This window comes from Streptomyces ziwulingensis, assembly GCF_039542605.1.
Lineage (GTDB): Bacteria > Actinomycetota > Actinomycetes > Streptomycetales > Streptomycetaceae > Streptomyces > Streptomyces ziwulingensis.
The window spans coordinates 58240-74389 of record NZ_BAABIG010000019.1 but is presented as its reverse complement, the minus strand read 5'-3'; the positions used below and the strand labels follow the sequence as shown (position 1 = coordinate 74389).

The following is a 16150-nucleotide window of genomic DNA, read 5'->3' as shown; positions in this document are numbered from 1 at the left end:
CAGTACGTGAACAGCAGTGAGGAGAACGCCGTGTCGGGTATGTCGGCGGGCCGCGCAGCCATGCGGATGGGACCCGCTGAGCTGGTCCAGGCGGCGGCCATGGCCCGCCGCTTCTACCTTGAGGGCAAGTCCAAGATCCAGATCGCGGAGGAGTTCGGCGTCAGCCGCTTCAAGGTGGCCCGGGTCTTGGAGACCGCCCTCGAACGGGACCTCGTACGGATCGAGATCCGGGTCCCGGCCGAGCTGGACGCCGACCGTTCGGACGCGCTGCGCGCCCGCTACGGCCTGCGGCATGCCGTCGTCGTGGAGTCCCCGGCGGACGCGGAGGAGACGCCCGACCCGGAGAACCTGGGTGAGGTGGCCGCCGACCTGCTCGGCGAGCTGGTCGACGAAGGGGCCGTGCTCGGCCTGGCCTGGGGCCGGTCCACCATCCACATGGCGGCGGCGCTGGACCGGCTGCCGCCCTGCACGGTGGTGCAGCTCACCGGCGTGTACGACGCCGGGACCGCGGAGCGCGGCTCGGTGGAGGCGGTGCGCCGTGCCGCCCAGGTGTCGGGCGGCGACGCCCACCCCATCTACGCGCCGATGCTGCTGCCCGACGCGGCCACCGCCGAGGCGCTGCGCCACCAGACCGGCATCGCGCGGGCCTTCGAGTACTTCGACAAGGTCACGGTCGCCTGCGTCTCCATCGGCTCCTGGGAACCGGGTATCTCCACGGTGCACGACATGCTCAGCGACGAGGAGCGCGCGCACTACGCCTCGCTCGGCGTCGCCGCCGAGATGTCCGCGCACCTCTTCGACGCCGAGGGGCGCCGGGTCGGCCGGGACCTGGGGGAGCGGTGCATCACGGTCAAGGCCGACCAGCTCCGCCGCATCCCCGAGGTGGTGGCGATCGCGGGCGGGCAGCGCAAGGCGGCCGCCATCGACGCGGTACTCCGCTCCGGGCTGGTCACCAGCCTGGTGACGGACACCTCCGCCGCGGACTACCTGATGGCGGCGGGTTCCGCGCCCAAGTCGACACTCAACCGCTCCGACCCCGACGGGATCTGAGGGAATCCGACGGGACCCGACGGACCCGACGGGATCTGACGGGATCTGACGAGATCCAAGGGGTATCTGACGGGACACCGGCAGGGTCGGGCGGGTCGGGCGGGTCGGAAAGATCAAGGGAAAGTGGGCGGAGAGCCGTGCGCGGAGAGGTCGACACGACACAGGACCCGGCGGGGCGCGTCGTGGTCACCCTGGACCTGGACGGGGTCACCGACAAGGCGGGCCTGATGGACCGCTGCGCCGGTGAGCTGGAGCTGCCCGACTGGTTCGGCCGCAACTGGGACGCCCTCGCCGACTCCCTCTCCGACCCCTCCGGGTGGCCGGAGGGGTCGGAGGAGCGGGGGCTGCTTCTCGTCGTACGCGGCTGGCGGGGGTACGCCGAGGCGCGGCCCGCGGAGTGGCAGGTCGCCGAGGAGGTGTTCGCCGAGGCGACGGACCGCGGCCCCGGCCTCTTCGTCACCCTGGGCCCTGGAGGTTCCTCCGAGGCCCCCGCCGGCCGGGCTGGATGATCCGCCCGGGGCGTATCGGACCCCTGTCGTGGGACAATGAGGTACGTGCTCTTTCCCCCGGGCTGACCTGTCCGGGGGCCACCTCTGAACGACTGGGATGTGCAGCACGTGCGTTTCCTCAATGACCTCAAGCCCTCGTACGACCTGACGTACGACGACGTGTTCATGGTGCCGAGCCGGTCCGCCGTCGGCTCCCGGCAGGGCGTGGACCTCAGTTCCCCGGACGGCACGGGCACCACCATCCCGCTGGTCGTCGCCAACATGACCGCCATCGCGGGCCGCCGCATGGCGGAGACCATGGCCCGGCGCGGCGGCCTCGTCGTCATCCCGCAGGACATCCCGATCGAGGTCGTCACCGAGGTCGTCTCCTGGGTGAAGAGCCGGCACCACGTCCTGGACACCCCGATAGTGCTCTCCCCGCACCAGACGGTCGCCGACGCCCTCGCGCTGCTGCCCAAGCGGGCGCACAACGCCGGTGTCGTCGTGGACGAGGAGACCAGGCCGGTCGGTGTGGTCACCGACACCGACCTGACCGGCGTGGACCGCTTCACCCAGCTCGAAGAGGTCATGTCCAAGGACCTGCTCCTCATCGACGCCGACATGGACCCGCGCGAGGCGTTCAACACCCTCGACGCCGCCAACCGGCGCTACGCCCCGGCCGTCGACAAGGACGGCCGCCTGGCCGGCATCCTCACCCGCAAGGGCGCCCTGCGCGCCACCCTCTACACCCCCGCCCTCGACGCCGACGGCAGGCTGCGGATCGCCGCCGCCGTCGGTATCAACGGCGATGTCGCGGGCAAGGCCGAGCAGCTTCTCGCCGCGGGCGTCGACACCCTCGTCATCGACACCGCGCACGGCCACCAGGAGTCGATGATCGGCGCCGTCAAGCTGGTGCGCGACCTCGACCCGCGGGTCCCGGTCGTCGCGGGCAACATCGTCTCCGCCGAGGGCGTACGCGACCTGATCGAGGCGGGCGCGGACATCGTCAAGGTCGGCGTCGGCCCCGGCGCGATGTGCACCACCCGCATGATGACCGGCGTCGGCCGGCCGCAGTTCTCCGCCGTCCTGGAGTGCGCGGCCGAGGCGAAGAAGTACGGCAAGCACGTGTGGGCCGACGGCGGCATCCGCCACCCGCGCGACGTGGCGATGGCCCTCGCGGCCGGTGCCTCCAACGTGATGGTCGGCTCCTGGTTCGCGGGGACGTACGAGTCCCCGGGCGACCTCCAGCACGACGCGAACGGCCGCGCCTACAAGGAGTCCTTCGGCATGGCCTCCGCCCGCGCGGTGCGCAACCGCACCTCGGAGGAGTCGGCGTACGACCGGGCCCGCAAGGCGCTGTTCGAGGAGGGCATCTCCACCTCGCGGATGTTCCTCGACCCGGCCCGGCCCGGCGTCGAGGACCTGGTCGACTCGATCATCGCGGGGGTCCGCTCCTCCTGCACCTACGCGGGTGCCGCCTCCCTGGAGGAGTTCGCCGACAAGGCGATCGTCGGCATCCAGAGCGCGGCCGGCTACGCCGAGGGCAAGGCGCTGCACGCCAGTTGGAGCTGACCCCTCCCACCGGATCGTCCCCGGACGCGCGGGGCCGGTCCGGTGCGACGGCGGCGCGCCGCTCGTGGAGTGCCGCTCGGTACGTGGCGCGGCGGGAACTCCGCTCGGCGGACTCCCGTCCGCGCGGCCTTCCTGCCCGGCGGCGCCCGCGGGTCCGCCCGCGCCCACACCGTCATGGTCCTGATGCGGATCGCCGCCCTGGTGCTGTTCTGCGCCGTCGGCGTCCAGGGCTTGCGGGCCGGCAGTCACGCGGACTTCATGCCGCTCGGCACGGCGGGAGCCGGCGCGGCCGGGGCGACGCTCTTCTTCTCGTACATCGGCTTGGGCTCGTGTTCTACTTCGGGTACGGCCAACGCCGCTGCCGACTCGCCGCGCCGGAAGTGAAGTGAACCACCCGCAGTGCTGAACGATCTCGACGAACGCATCGTGCACGCCCTCGCCGAGGACGCCCGCCGCTCCTACGCGGACATCGGGCACCTGATCGGCCTCTCCGCGCCCGCCGTGAAACGACGCGTGGACCGGCTCCGCGCCACCGGCGCCATCACCGGGTTCACCGTCCGGGTCGACCCCGCCGCCCTCGGCTGGGAGACCGAGGGCTTCGTCGAGATCCACTGCCGCCGCAACACCTCCCCGGAGACCATCCAGCGGGGCCTGGAGCGTTACCAGGAGGTCGTGGCCGCCTCCACCGTCACCGGGGACGCCGACGCCATCGCCCAGGTCCTCGCCTCCGACATGCGCCACTTCGAGCGGGTCCTGGAGCGGATCGCCGGGGAACCCTTCGTGGAGCGCACCAAGTCCGTGCTGGTCCTCTCACCGCTCCTGCGCCGCTTCTCGTCGGGCTCACCGGCCTAGGTGTATTGACCCGCAGCGTTGTTTACACGGCTGATGGGTGGCCGGCCGCGCAACGAATCGCCGCCGGGCGGCGGGAGCGCGCAACGAACCGGGTGCCGGTGCGCAACGGCTGCTCCTTGTCGGCCGTAGGGGCCGACCGTACGGTCTATCTGACCCCCCTGAACACCCCCGCATCCCCCTGCCGACCGGTGAGGATCCCGCATGCGCACCGCCCTGCTCCAGAGCTCCGGCCGGCCCGGTCGCCCCGCCGAGAACCTCAAGGTCCTCGACGAGGCCGCGGGCCGGGCCGCCGCCGCGGGCGCCGGGCTGCTGGTGGCGCCGGAGATGTTCCTCACCGGGTACGCGATCGGCGACGGCGTCGCCCGCCTCGCCGAGCCCGCCGACGGGGACGCGGCCGACGCCGTCGCCGAGACCGCCACGCGGCACGGCCTCGCCGTCGCCTACGGCTACCCCGAGCGGGCCGGCGCGGCCGTCTTCAACTCCGCCCAGCTCGTCTCCGCGGACGGCACCCGGCTCGCCAACTACCGCAAGACCCACCTCTTCGGCGGCTTCGAACGGGACAGCTTCACCCCCGGCGCACAACCGGTCGTCCAGGCCGAGCTGGGCGGCCTCACCATCGGCCTGATGATCTGCTACGACGTCGAGTTCCCGGAGAACGTCCGCGCCCACGCCCTGGCCGGCACCGACCTGCTCCTGGTGCCGACCGCGCAGATGCACCCGTTCCAGTTCGTCGCCGAGTCCGTCGTCCCGGTGCGCGCCTTCGAGAACCAGATGTACGTGGCGTACGTCAACCGGACCGGCCGCGAGGGCGAGTTCGAGTTCGTCGGGCTCTCCACGCTCGCCGGACCGGACGGCGTGGCCCGCGCCCGCGCCGGGCGCGCCGAGGAACTGCTCCTCGCCGACGCGGACCCGGCCTTCCTCGCCGCCTCCCGCGAGGCCAACCCGTACCTGGGGGACCGCCGCCCGGACCTCTACGGCTCCCTCGCCTGAACCCCCCCAGCACTTTTCGCGCAGCGCAAGGAGTCCGCACCCCATGACGTCCACGGTGCCCAACGCCGTCGAGCACACCGACGGGCAGCAGCCGCCGATCACCATGTTCGGCCCGGACTTCCCCTACGCCTACGACGACTTCCTCGCCCACCCGGCGGGGCTCGGCCAGGTACCCGCGACCGAGCACGGCGCCGAGGTCGCGGTCATCGGCGGCGGCCTCTCCGGCATCGTCGCCGCCTACGAACTGATGAAGATGGGCCTGCGGCCGGTCGTGTACGAGGCCGACCGGATCGGCGGCCGGCTGCGGACGGTGGGCTTCGAGGGCTGCGACCCGTCGCTGACCGCCGAGCTGGGCGCGATGCGCTTCCCGCCCTCCTCCACCGCCCTCCAGCACTACATCGACCTGGTCGGCCTCAAGACCCGTCCCTTTCCCAACCCGCTCGCCGAGACCACCCCGTCGACCGTCGTCGACCTCAAGGGCGAGTCGCACTACGCCGAGACCCTCGCCGACCTGCCGCAGGTCTACCGGGACGTCGCCGACGCCTGGGGCCGGTGCCTGGAGGAGGGCGCCGACTTCTCCGGCATGAACCGCGCCCTGCGGACGCGGGACGTACCCCGCATCCGCGAGATCTGGGCCAAGCTGGTCGAGAAGCTCGACAACCAGACCTTCTACGGCTTCCTCTGCGACTCCGAGGCGTTCCGGTCCTTCCGGCACCGGGAGATCTTCGGCCAGGTCGGATTCGGCACGGGCGGCTGGGACACCGACTTCCCCAACTCCATCCTGGAGATCCTCCGCGTCGTCTACACCGAGGCCGACGACCACCACCGCGGCATCGTCGGCGGCTCGCAGCAGTTGCCGCTGCGGCTGTGGGAGCGCGCGCCGCGGAAGCTCACGCACTGGCCCTACGGCACCTCGCTCGCGACGCTGCACGAGGCCGGCGAGCCCCGCCCGGCCGTGACCCGGCTGCACCGCACCGCCGGGAACCGGATCACCGTGACGGACGCCGACGGGGACATCCGCACCTACCGGGCGGCGGTCTTCACCGCCCAGTCCTGGATGCTGCTCGCCAAGATCGACTGCGATGACTCGCTCTTCCCGATCGACCACTGGACCGCCATCGAGCGCACCCACTACATGGAGTCCAGCAAGCTGTTCGTGCCGGTCGACCGGCCGTTCTGGCTGGACAGGGCCGTCGACGACAAGGGGAATCCCACCGGCCGGGACGTCATGTCGATGACGCTCACCGACCGGATGACGCGCGGCACCTACCTCCTCGACGACGGCCCGGACCGGCCCGCCGTCATCTGCCTCTCCTACACCTGGTGCGACGACAGCCTGAAGTGGCTGCCGCTCTCCGCGCACGAGCGGATGGAGGTCATGCTGAAGTCGCTCGGCGAGATCTATCCGAAGGTGGACATCAGGAAGCACGTCATCGGCAACCCGGTGACCGTCTCCTGGGAGAACGAGCCCTACTTCATGGGCGCGTTCAAGGCCAACCTGCCCGGCCACTACCGCTACCAGCGGCGCCTGTTCACCCACTTCATGCAGGCGGACCTGCCCGAGGACAAGCGGGGCGTCTTCCTGGCCGGCGACGACATCTCCTGGACGGCCGGCTGGGCCGAGGGCGCCGTCCAGACCGCGCTGAACGCGGTCTGGGGCGTGATGCACCACTTCGGCGGAGCGACCGACGCGGCCAACCCCGGACCGGGCGACCTGTACGACGAGATCGCGCCCGTGGAACTGCCCGAGGACTGAACCCCCGGGCGATACTGAACCCCCGGGCGATCAGGACGGGAGGGGGGTGAGCAGCATGCGGCCCGCGAACCCGACCGCCGCGTCCAGCCGTTCGGTCATCTCCGCGGCCATCTCCGGCAGCCGGCGCAGCGTCCACAGGGCGCGGGCCGTCGTCCAGGTCGCCTCCCGGGCGCGCTCCAGGCTCCAGGACCCGAGCAGATGGGTCAGCGGGTCGGCGATCTGGAGGAGATCGGGACCCGGCATCAGATCCTCGCGCACCCGCTCCTCCAGGGTGACCAGGAGATCCCCGACCCGGTCGAACTCGTCCTCCAGGTCGGCGGGTTCGCAGCCGAGGCGGTGGCAGGTGTCCACGACGGCCAGCGCCAGGTCGTGGCCGATGTGCGCGTTGATGCCGGCGAGCGCGAACTGCAGCGGGCGTACCTGCGGATGGCGGCGGAACTGGAACAGGGGCCGCCAGCAGGCGGGCGGCGGCTGCCCGCCGTCCAGCGTCCCGACGGCCGCCAGGTAGCGCTCGGCGAACCGAACGTCCAGCGTGGACGCGGCCCGCGCGTCCGTGAACCGCCCGGCGGCGAGGTCCCGGCCGACCGCCTCGGTGACGGTCAGGTAGACGCGGTTGAAGACCGCGATGCCGTCCCGGGCCGGCAGGACGGCGTCGAGGGCGCGCATGCGCACGAGGACGGCGTCCACCGAGTCGGCGGCCAGGGTGACTTGTTCGCGGTGCGCCATGGGAGCAGCGTCGCAGCTCCGCGGTCGCGGGAGGGCCGGCGGGACCGCGGCTTCCCCGGAACGGACGAACGCGCGCGGACCGCCGCGCCGCCGGGCGGTTACGGCTTGGCGCGTCGCGGGCCCTCGACGCTGTCGCCGCCCGCACCGGGCTCGCCGTTCTCCCCGTTCTCGCCGCCCTCGTCGTACGAGGAGGTGCCCTCGTCGAGCAGCGGGGTCTGGGTCTTGAGGTGCGGCGGCGCGAAGGCGCGCAGCGCGTGGTAGCCGGTGATGACCACCAGGGTGCCCAGCGCGATACCGCTGAGGGAGAAGGTGTCGGTGAACTCGATACTGACGTTGCCGACACCGATGATGATGCCCGCGGCGGCCGGGACCAGGTTGAGCGGGTTGCGCAGGTCGACCTCGGCGTTGACCCAGATCTGGGCGCCGAGCAGACCGATCATGCCGTACAGGATGACGGTGATGCCGCCGAGGACGCCGCCCGGGATGGCGGCCACCACCGCGCCGAACTTCGGGCAGACACCGAAGAGCAGGGCGAAGCAGGCGGCGGCCCAGTACGCGGCGGTGGAGTAGACGCGGGTCGCGGCCATCACGCCGATGTTCTCGGAGTAGGTGGTGTTGGGCGGGCCGCCGACCGCGGTGGAGAGCACCGAGCCGATGCCGTCGGCGGAGATCGCGGTGCCGAGCCGGTCGTCGAGCGAGTCGCCGGTCATCTCGCCGACCGCCTTGACGTGCCCGGCGTTCTCGGCGACCAGCGCGATCACGACGGGCAGGGCGACCAGGATCGCCGACCACTCGAAGGACGGCCCGTGGAAGGAGGGCAGGCCGATCCAGTCGGCCTGGCCGACGGCGGAGAAGTCCAGCCGCCAGTGGTCGGTGACCTTGCCGCTGCCGTCCACCGAATGGATCCGCCCGAAGATCCGGTCGAGGACCCAGGAGAGCAGGTAGCCGAAGACCAGGCCCAGGAAGATCGCGATCCGGGACCAGAAACCGCGCAGGCAGACCACGGCCAGACCGGTGAAGAGCATCACCAGCAGGGCCGTCCACTGGTCCTGCGGCCAGTAGGTGGAGGCGGTGACCGGGGCGAGGTTGAAGCCGATCAGCATCACCACCGCGCCGGTGACGATCGGCGGCATCGCGGCGTGGATGATCCGCGCCCCGAACTTCTGCACGGCGACACCCACCAGGAACAGCGCGACCCCGACGACCAGCACGGCACCGGTCACGGTGGCACTGGTGCCGCCCTGGGCGCGGATCACTGCGGCGACGCCGACGAAGGAGAGCGAGCAGCCGAGGTAGCTCGGCACCCGGCCGCGGGTGGCCAGCAGGAAGATCACGGTGGCGACACCCGACATCATGATCGCCAGGTTCGGGTCGAGACCCATGAGGACCGGAGCCACGAAGGACGCCCCGAACATCGCCACCACGTGCTGGGCGCCCAGCCCGGCCGTGCGCGGCCAGGAGAGCCGTTCGTCGGGGCGGACCACCGCTCCGGGGGCGGGGGTGCGCCCGTCGCCGTGCAGCTTCCAGCGGACGCCGAGATCCATGGGGGTGTCGCTTTCTTCGTACGTGAGCTTCGTCCGGACCATTGTCGGGGGTGACCGGCCGTGCTTCGTACAGGTCAGCGCCCGGGCGGGGGTACCGGGGAACCGTCCCGGGCGGCTGCTCGGGACGGCCGCCCCGGCGCCGCGTTCAGGGCCGCGGGCCGGGAACCGCCGCGCTCGGCGGACCGGCCTTCGGCCGGTCGCGGTCACCGGCGCGCAGCACGCTCGCGCCCGCCACCAGACCGCAGGCCAGCACGGTCACCAGCCCGAAGGACACCACCAGGCTGGTCGCCTGGGCGAGTCCGCCGATCGCGCTCGGGGCGACCAGCCCCGAGGTGTAGGTGATGGTGGCGACGCCCGCGATGGCGAGCGAGGGGTTGGGGCCGCTGCGGCCCGCCGCCGCGAAGCAGAGCGGGACGACCACGGCGATGCCGAGCCCCATCAGCGCGAAGCCGCTCATCGCCACCGCCGGGTGGCCGCCGATGACCACGAGCACGCCGCCGAGGGCGGCCAGCACCCCGCTCACCCGTACCGTGCGCACCGCCCCGAACCGGTCCACGACCTTGTCGCCGGCGATCCGGGCCAGCGCCATGGTGAGCGTGAAGCCCGTGGTGCAGGCCGCCGCGAGCCCGGCCGAGGTCTCCAGCTCGTCCCGCAGATACACCGCCGACCAGTCCAGGCTCGCACCCTCCGCGAAGACCGCGCAGAACCCGATCGCGCCGATCAGCAGCGCCGACCTCGGCGGCAGCGCGAACCTGGGCGGCGGGTCCTCGTCCTCGGCGGGCTGGAGATCCAGCACCCAGGTGCACGCCACCGCGCCCAGCACGGTGAGTACCGCGGCGGCCAGCGCGTGGTGCAGGCGGGCGTCCGTGCCCAGGTGGGCGGCGAGGGTGCCGGCCGCGGAGCCGATGAGGGCGCCCGCGCTCCACATGCCGTGCAGCCCCGACATGATCGACCTGTCGAGGCGGTTCTCGATCTCGACGCCGAGCGCGTTCATCGCCACGTCCGCCGTGCCGGCCGTGGCGCCGTAGACGAACAGCGCGAGGCAGAGGGTGAGCAGGTTCGGGGCGAGCGAGGGCAGTATCAGCGCCAGCGTCCACAGGGCCAGCAGCCCGCGCAGGGCCGTGCGGGCGCCGAAGCGGTGACTGATGCGTCCGGCCAGCGGCATGGCGAGCGAGGCGCCGAGCGCCGGGAAGGCGAGCGCGAGGCCCAACTGGCCCGCACCGACCCCGGCGTGGTCCTGGATCCACGGGATGCGGGTGGCGAACGAACCGGTGACCGCACCGTGCACGGCGAAGACGGCCGCCACCGCGTACCGCGCGCGCTTCACCTCGCGTCCTGCGTAGACCATTGTGCTCATGATCGGGTCTCCCTCCCGTGGTGTCCTGCCCCCGCAGCGCGGTAAACTATCAGGAACCCTGCCTGATAGATAGTGGAGAGTCCGTCCGACGCGTCCGCAGATCTGGAAGGATCCCGGCATGCCCGCATCACCGAGCACCGCCCGGGCCATCAACGACCGGCTCGCCCTGCGTCTGCTCCAGCAGGAGGGCGCGTTGACGGCCACTCAGCTCAAGCAGCTCACCGGCCTGTCCCGGCCGACCGTGGCCGACCTCGTCGAGCGTCTCACCGAGGCCGGACTGATCACGGTGGTGGGGGAGGCGGGGGAGCAGCGCCGCGGCCCCAACGCCAAGCTCTACGGCATCGTCGCCGGCCGCGCCCACCTGGCCGCCCTCGACGTGCGCACCGAGAGTGTCTCCGTGCTCGTCTCCGACCTCGTCGGCCGGGTGCTCGCCGAGGCGTCGGTGCCGATCGGCGACGACGCGGGAACGGGGCCGGCGGTGGAGCAGGCGGTCGCACTGGTCGAACGCGCGGCCAAGGAGGCCGGGGCGGACCGGCCGCACACGGTCGGCATCGGCGCCCCCGGCCTGATCGACCCGGCCACCGGCGAACTCCGCGCCACCATCGGCCTGCCCGCCTGGCACCGCCGCCTGGTCGCCACCGTGCAGGAGCGGTTCCCGGAGTCCGTCGTACGCGTCGAGAACGAGACCAACCTCGCCGCCCTCGCCGAGCAGCGCGAGGGTGCCGCCCGGGACCGGGAGACGTTCGTGCTGCTCTGGCTCGGCCGGGGCATCGGCGCGGCCGTCGTCCTCGACGGGACCCTGCGCCGGGGCGTCTCCGGCGGCGCCGGTGAGATCGGCTTCCTGCCGGTGCCGGGGACCTCCGCCCTGCCCTCGGCCACCGACTGCGACGGCGGTTTCCACTCCCTGGCCGGGGCGACGGCCGTGGTCGCCCTCGCGGCGGAGCACGGGCTGACCGGGCCGCCCGGCGCGCGCCCCCCACGGGCGGAGACGCTGGTGCGCGAGGCGGTGCGGCGTGCGGCGGCGACGGGCGAGGCGGCGGCACGCGAGGCGGCGGCACGCGAAGGGGAGGCGGGTGAAGGGGAGGCGCGTGAGGCGGCGGACGGTGCTGACCCGGCCGCCGCCGGGCGCTTTCTCGACGCCCTCGCCGAACGTGTCGCCCTCGGCGCCGCGGCCGTCGTCTCCGTCCTCGACCCGGGCTGCGTGGTGCTGGCCGGCGAGATCGGCCGGGCCGGCGGCGAGGCCCTCGCCACCCGCGTCGGCGCCCGCCTCGCCCGTCTCTCCCCCCTGTCGACAGAGGTGCGCCACAGCCTCCTGGGCGGCGAGGCGGTCCTGCGCGGCGCCCTGCTGACGGCCCGCGACCGCGCCCAGGACGATCTGTTCGGACCGGCCGCGCAGTAGTCCCACCTCCGGTCAGGCCCGCCAGGCCGGCCGGCCCCGCCAAGCCTCGTCAGGCAGGGTCAGGCCCGTCGGGCCCGGGGCCGGCGCGCCCGCCCCGGTGATCCGCATGGCGGACGCCCGCGTCAGACCTGGTCGTCGGCGAGGTCACCCGGGCCGGCGGGGGCCCGGCGCGCGGCGAACGCCGTCGCGTCCGCCGCCAGCCACAGCAGGACGGCCGGCAGGACCACCGCCACCCCCAGCAGCGCCAGGAAACCGGCGCCGCTCGCCGCCGACAGCGTCGCCAGGTGCTGGGTGTGGAAGACGAGGTGCGGGACCGAGGCGGCCAGATAGGCGGCCAGCGCGGTCAGCACCAGACGGCGGTCCATCGTCGCGACCGCCGCGCAGAGCACCACCGCCAGCCCCACGCTCGCCCCGCCGAAGTCCCGCACCAGATGCTCGTTGTACGGCGGCAGATGCGAGACCCAGGGCCACTTCCAGAACAGCTCCGGCAGCAGCAGTACCCACAGTCCGAGCGCCACCTGCGTGGCGGCGAGCCCGCCCAGACCGGCCCGCAGTACCTCACGTCTGCTCATCCACGCCGCCCGTCCCGCCCGCCGAACCGTCCCGCGAGGTACTCCTCGAAGGTCCCCTTGCCGACCGCCCGATCGGGCGCGAGATGCCCGCCCGCCCGGAACTCGCGGTAAGTCCTACCCACCAGGGGCACCTTCACCACCGCCCGCCGCCGTCCCGTCGCCGCCAGATACGCGCGGGCCAGCGACTCGAAGGACCGCACCTCGGGACCGCCCATGTCCGCGGCCCGCCCGGCCGGCGCGCCCCCGGCCAGTTGGGCCAGGCGCGCGGCGACCTCCGCCACCTCGATCGGCTGATCCGCGATCCGGGCCGGCAGCACCAGCACGGGTGGCCCGGACAGCGCTCCCAGCACCCGCGCCACCAGGTCGTGGAACTGCGTCGTACGCAGCACCGTCCAGCCCAGCCCCGACTCCTCGACCAGACGCTCGACGGCGAACTTGGCGCGGTAGTAGCCGTACGGCACCCGGTCGACGCCGACGATCGAGATGTACACGAGGTGCCGTACCCCTGCCCGCCGCGCCGCCTCGATCAGATGCGCGGCCGCCCGCTCGTCACCCCCGCGCGGCGTGGAGGCGCAGTGCACCACCGTGTCCACGCCGTCGACCGCCGCGCCCAGCCCCGCGCCGCCCTCGCGCAGGTCGACGGCGTACGGCGGGGTGCGCCGGCTGAGCACCCGCACCTCGTGGCCGTCCGTCCGCAGCCGCCCGGCGACCAGCCGGCCGAGGGTTCCGGTACCGCCGGTCACCAGGGTCGTCGTCATGCTGCCTCCACTTCTCGCCGGTGCCCTCGGGGCACCTGTCGCCGCCCAGGGACGCGCGGTCCCGCGGAGAGGTGACATACCCGGTGGCTCTGTGAGGCAGGCCACATCCTTCGTCCGTATGGGCGTCGATCAGGCGTGGCACACTGGCCGTGTACCAGAAGCAGCGCACTCCGGGGTCGGTGAAAGTCCGAACCGGCGGTTACAGTCCGCGACCCGGTCGCTTCCAGCGGCCGGTTGACCAGGTGAAATTCCTGGACCGACGGTTAAAGTCCGGATGGGAGGCAGTGCGCGGCGGGCGGACACTTGTGTGCGTGCGGCCGTATTTCTCTCGGTTCCCTCCTCCGTGGCGGGTCCGGCGGAGGCCCGCGTATCCGGTCGCCCCGTCCGTTGATTCTGTCGCTCTCGACAGCCCCGGAGTCCGTGCCCGAAGAGGCAGGGAGGACCCGGGAAGTGTTCACCGGAATCGTCGAAGAGCTGGGCGAGATCACCGCCGTCGAGAATCTCGACGACGCCTGTCGCTTCCGCCTGCGCGGCCCCGTCGTCACCGAGGGCGCCCGCCACGGCGACTCCATCGCCGTCAACGGCGTCTGCCTCACGGTCGTGGACCACGAGGGCGACGAGTTCACCGCCGACGTGATGGCCGAGACCCTCACCCGCTCCAGCCTGGGCGTCCTCGCCGTCGGCTCCCGCGTCAACCTCGAACGCCCCACCGCCGTCGGTGCCCGCCTCGGCGGCCACATCGTGCAGGGCCACGTCGACGGCACCGGCGAGATCCTGGAGCGCAGGCCCTCCGAGCACTGGGAGATCGTGAAGATCTCCCTCCCCGCCGGCCTCGTCCGCTACGTCGTCGAGAAGGGCTCCATCACCGTCGACGGCATCAGCCTCACCGTCGTGGACGCCGGCCCGGACTTCTTCACCGTCAGCCTCATCCCCACCACCCTCGCCCTGACCACGCTCGGCCGCAAACAGCCCGGCGACCCGGTCAACCTCGAGGTCGACATCATCGCCAAGTACGTCGAGCGGCTCCTCACCGCCCAGGGGGGCACCAAGTGAACTGGCTCAACTCCGAGGCGTTCGTCCTCTTCGGCCAGCACATCAAGTGGTCGGACATGATCGGCAACGTGGTCGGCCTGCTCGGCCTCGCGCTCGGCTGGCGGCGCTCGATCTGGAGCTGGCCGGTGCAGTTCGTCTCCGGCCTCATCCTCTTCACCGCCTTCGCCACCGCCCACCTCTCCGGCAGCGCCGGCAAGCAGATCGTCGTCATGGCCATCGCCGCCTGGGGCTTCTGGCAGTGGAACCGCGGCCGGCGACAGAGCCAGGACGGCTCCGTCGCGGTCCGCTTCGCCACCTGGCGCGAGCGCGGCGCCCTGCTCGGCGCGGCGGCCGTCGGCACCCTCGCCGTCGGCGGCCTGTTCACCGCCGTACCCAGCCTGTCCTGGGACCCCTGGCCGGACGCGTACATCTTCGTCGGCACCGTCGTCGCCATGTACGCCCAGGCCCGCGGGATGGTCGAGTTCTGGTTTGCCTGGCTCCTCGTCGACCTGGTCGGCGTCCCGCTGAACTTCGCCAACGGCTTCGCCTTCTCCGGCTTCGTCTACGTCATCTACGGCGCGCTCGTCCTGTGGGGCATGCGCGACTGGTGGCTGCGCTCCCGCCGGGGACCGCGGCCCGTCATGGAAGGAGCGCCCGCATGAGCGCCCGCCCGTCGCCCCTCACCGCCCCGCACGAGACGCCCGGCGCCACCTCTCTGGCCCGGCCCGGCCTGTACAGCGCGCACGCCGTCGAGGACCTCCTCCTCGACCCCGTCGAACAGGCCGTCGCCGACATCGCCGCCGGCCGCCCGGTCGTGGTCGTCGACGACGCCGACCGCGAGAACGAGGGCGACCTCGTCATCGCCGCCGAGAAGGCGACCGAGGAGATCGTCGCCTTCATGATGAGCGAGTGCCGCGGCCTGATCTGCGCCCCCATGGAGGGCGCGGAACTGGACCGGCTGAGCCTCCCGCAGATGGTCGAGGACAACACCGAGTCCATGAAGACGGCGTTCACCGTCTCCGTCGACGCCTCCGGCGACCACGGCGTGACCACCGGCATCTCCGCCGCCGACCGCGCCGCCACGCTCCGCCTGCTGGCGAGCGGCGCCGCCGCCCCGGCCGACCTGGTCCGCCCCGGCCACATCTTCCCGCTGCGTGCCCGGCCCGGCGGCGTCCTGGCCCGCGACGGCCACACCGAGGCCGCCGTCGACCTCGCCCGCCTCGCGGGACTGCGCCCGGCCGGCGCCATCGTGGAGATCGCCGGCGAGGACGGCCGGATGCTGCGGCTGCCCGAGCTGATCCCGTTCGCCCGCAAGCACGGCCTGACGATCATCTCCATCGAGGACCTGATCGCCTACCGCCGCGGCGAGGAGCCCACCGTCCGCCGCGAGGCCGAGGTCCGCCTGCCCACCGCCCACGGCACCTTCACGGCGTACGGCTACCGCTCCACCGTCGACGGCGTCGAGCACGTCGCCCTGGTCCATGGCGACCTCGGCGACGGCGACGACGTACTCGTCCGGGTCCACTCCGAGTGCCTGACCGGCGACGTCTTCGGCTCCCAGCGCTGCGACTGCGGCCCCCAGCTCGACGCCTCGCTGGCCCGCATCCAGGCGGAGGGCCGCGGCGTCGTCGTCTACCTGCGCGGCCACGAGGGCCGCGGCATCGGCCTGATGTCCAAGCTGCGCGCCTACGAACTCCAGGAGCGCGGCCGGGACACCCTGGACGCCAACCTGGAACTCGGCCTGCCCGCCGACGCCCGGGACTACGGCGCGGGCGCCCAGATCCTCCAGGACCTCGGCGTGCGCGGCGTCCGCCTGCTGACCAACAACCCCGAGAAGAGCGACGCGCTCGCCCGGCACGGACTGACCGTCACCGGCCGCGAGCCGATGCCCGTCCAGGCGGGCGAGCACAACCTCCGCTACCTGCGCACCAAGCGGGACCGGATGGGCCACGACCTGCCCTGGCTCGACGCCACCGCCGGGTCCACCTGCGGCAACCAGTGAGCAGTGACCAGCAGTTCCAGTAGGTCTGGCAAGTCAAGCAAGTCCAGTAAGT

15 protein-coding genes, 1 pseudogene and 1 riboswitch are annotated in these 16150 nt (G+C 72.9%); of the genes and pseudogenes, 11 read left to right on the top strand and 5 right to left on the bottom strand.

Annotated features, from left to right (window positions below):
• Window positions 1–6: 6 nt before the first annotated feature.
• The 7 genes and pseudogenes from ABEB00_RS09415 (at window position 7) to ABEB00_RS09385 (ending at window position 6708) form a co-directional block, all read left to right on the top strand.
• A complete protein-coding gene (locus ABEB00_RS09415) occupies window positions 7–1050 on the top strand; it encodes a sugar-binding transcriptional regulator (protein WP_345618719.1) in 1044 nt (347 codons plus the stop codon).
• 137 nt (window positions 1051–1187) lie between these two features.
• Window positions 1188–1559, top strand: a complete 372-nt coding sequence (locus ABEB00_RS09410) for a barstar family protein (RefSeq protein ID WP_345618717.1) — start codon at window positions 1188–1190, stop codon at window positions 1557–1559.
• Between the two features lie 108 nt (window positions 1560–1667).
• Window positions 1668–3110 carry a GuaB1 family IMP dehydrogenase-related protein gene (locus ABEB00_RS09405; protein ID WP_345618716.1) on the top strand — a complete coding sequence of 481 codons (1443 nt, stop codon included), beginning with the start codon at window positions 1668–1670 and terminating at the stop codon, window positions 3108–3110.
• A 126-nt stretch (window positions 3111–3236) separates the two neighbouring features.
• Window positions 3237–3485 (top strand): annotated as a pseudogene (locus ABEB00_RS09400) (amino acid permease); the annotation flags it as partial.
• Window positions 3486–3509: 24 nt separating this feature from the next.
• The gene (locus ABEB00_RS09395; protein ID WP_345618715.1) at window positions 3510–3962 is read left to right on the top strand and encodes an Lrp/AsnC family transcriptional regulator; all 453 of its coding nucleotides are present in this window, start codon (window positions 3510–3512) and stop codon (window positions 3960–3962) included.
• A 201-nt stretch (window positions 3963–4163) separates the two neighbouring features.
• The gene (locus ABEB00_RS09390; protein ID WP_345618713.1) at window positions 4164–4952 is read left to right on the top strand and encodes a carbon-nitrogen hydrolase family protein; all 789 of its coding nucleotides are present in this window, start codon (window positions 4164–4166) and stop codon (window positions 4950–4952) included.
• Between the two features lie 43 nt (window positions 4953–4995).
• Window positions 4996–6708 carry a flavin monoamine oxidase family protein gene (locus tag ABEB00_RS09385; protein WP_345618711.1) on the top strand — a complete coding sequence of 571 codons (1713 nt, stop codon included), beginning with the start codon at window positions 4996–4998 and terminating at the stop codon, window positions 6706–6708.
• A 30-nt stretch (window positions 6709–6738) separates the two neighbouring features.
• Here ABEB00_RS09385 and ABEB00_RS09380 read toward each other — a convergent pair whose 3' ends face one another.
• The 3 genes from ABEB00_RS09380 to ABEB00_RS09370 all read right to left on the bottom strand — a co-directional run bounded on the left by ABEB00_RS09380 (window position 6739) and on the right by ABEB00_RS09370 (window position 10335).
• Window positions 6739–7434 (bottom strand): DUF5995 family protein, encoded by a 696-nt coding sequence (locus tag ABEB00_RS09380; protein WP_345618710.1) that lies wholly within the window; start codon window positions 7432–7434, stop codon window positions 6739–6741.
• 98 nt (window positions 7435–7532) lie between these two features.
• Window positions 7533–8978, bottom strand: a complete 1446-nt coding sequence (locus ABEB00_RS09375; RefSeq protein WP_345618708.1) for a uracil-xanthine permease family protein — start codon at window positions 8976–8978, stop codon at window positions 7533–7535.
• Between the two features lie 145 nt (window positions 8979–9123).
• Window positions 9124–10335 carry an MFS transporter gene (locus ABEB00_RS09370; RefSeq protein ID WP_345618706.1) on the bottom strand — a complete coding sequence of 404 codons (1212 nt, stop codon included), beginning with the start codon at window positions 10333–10335 and terminating at the stop codon, window positions 9124–9126.
• Window positions 10336–10453: 118 nt separating this feature from the next.
• Here ABEB00_RS09370 and ABEB00_RS09365 point away from each other — a divergent pair, with 118 nt between their 5' ends.
• Window positions 10454–11734 (top strand): ROK family transcriptional regulator, encoded by a 1281-nt coding sequence (locus tag ABEB00_RS09365; RefSeq protein WP_345618705.1) that lies wholly within the window; start codon window positions 10454–10456, stop codon window positions 11732–11734.
• Window positions 11735–11856: 122 nt separating this feature from the next.
• Here the strand turns inward: ABEB00_RS09365 and ABEB00_RS09360 are convergent, their stop codons facing one another.
• Complete coding sequence (locus tag ABEB00_RS09360; protein ID WP_345618703.1) at window positions 11857–12306, bottom strand: hypothetical protein; 450 nt, start codon at window positions 12304–12306, stop codon at window positions 11857–11859.
• Complete coding sequence (locus ABEB00_RS09355) at window positions 12303–13064, bottom strand: SDR family oxidoreductase (RefSeq protein ID WP_345618702.1); 762 nt, start codon at window positions 13062–13064, stop codon at window positions 12303–12305. Before ABEB00_RS09355 ends, ABEB00_RS09360 begins: the two co-directional genes overlap by 4 nt.
• A 161-nt stretch (window positions 13065–13225) precedes the next feature.
• A riboswitch (FMN riboswitch) is annotated at window positions 13226–13356 on the top strand.
• Window positions 13357–13514: 158 nt separating this feature from the next.
• On the opposite strand from ABEB00_RS09355, the gene ABEB00_RS09350 reads away from it, so the two are divergent.
• From ABEB00_RS09350 to ABEB00_RS09340, 3 genes are read left to right on the top strand one after another with little or no spacing between them, the layout of a single operon-like run.
• Window positions 13515–14117, top strand: coding sequence for a riboflavin synthase (locus ABEB00_RS09350; RefSeq protein WP_345618701.1), 603 nt, complete (start codon window positions 13515–13517; stop codon window positions 14115–14117).
• Window positions 14114–14758, top strand: a complete 645-nt coding sequence (locus ABEB00_RS09345; RefSeq protein ID WP_345618700.1) for a nicotinamide mononucleotide transporter family protein — start codon at window positions 14114–14116, stop codon at window positions 14756–14758. The genes ABEB00_RS09350 and ABEB00_RS09345 overlap by 4 nt, the downstream gene beginning before the upstream one ends.
• Window positions 14755–16098: a bifunctional 3,4-dihydroxy-2-butanone-4-phosphate synthase/GTP cyclohydrolase II gene (locus ABEB00_RS09340; protein ID WP_345618698.1), complete on the top strand. Its 1344-nt coding sequence runs from the start codon at window positions 14755–14757 to the stop codon at window positions 16096–16098. Before ABEB00_RS09345 ends, ABEB00_RS09340 begins: the two co-directional genes overlap by 4 nt.
• The last annotated feature ends 52 nt before the right edge of the window (window positions 16099–16150 follow it).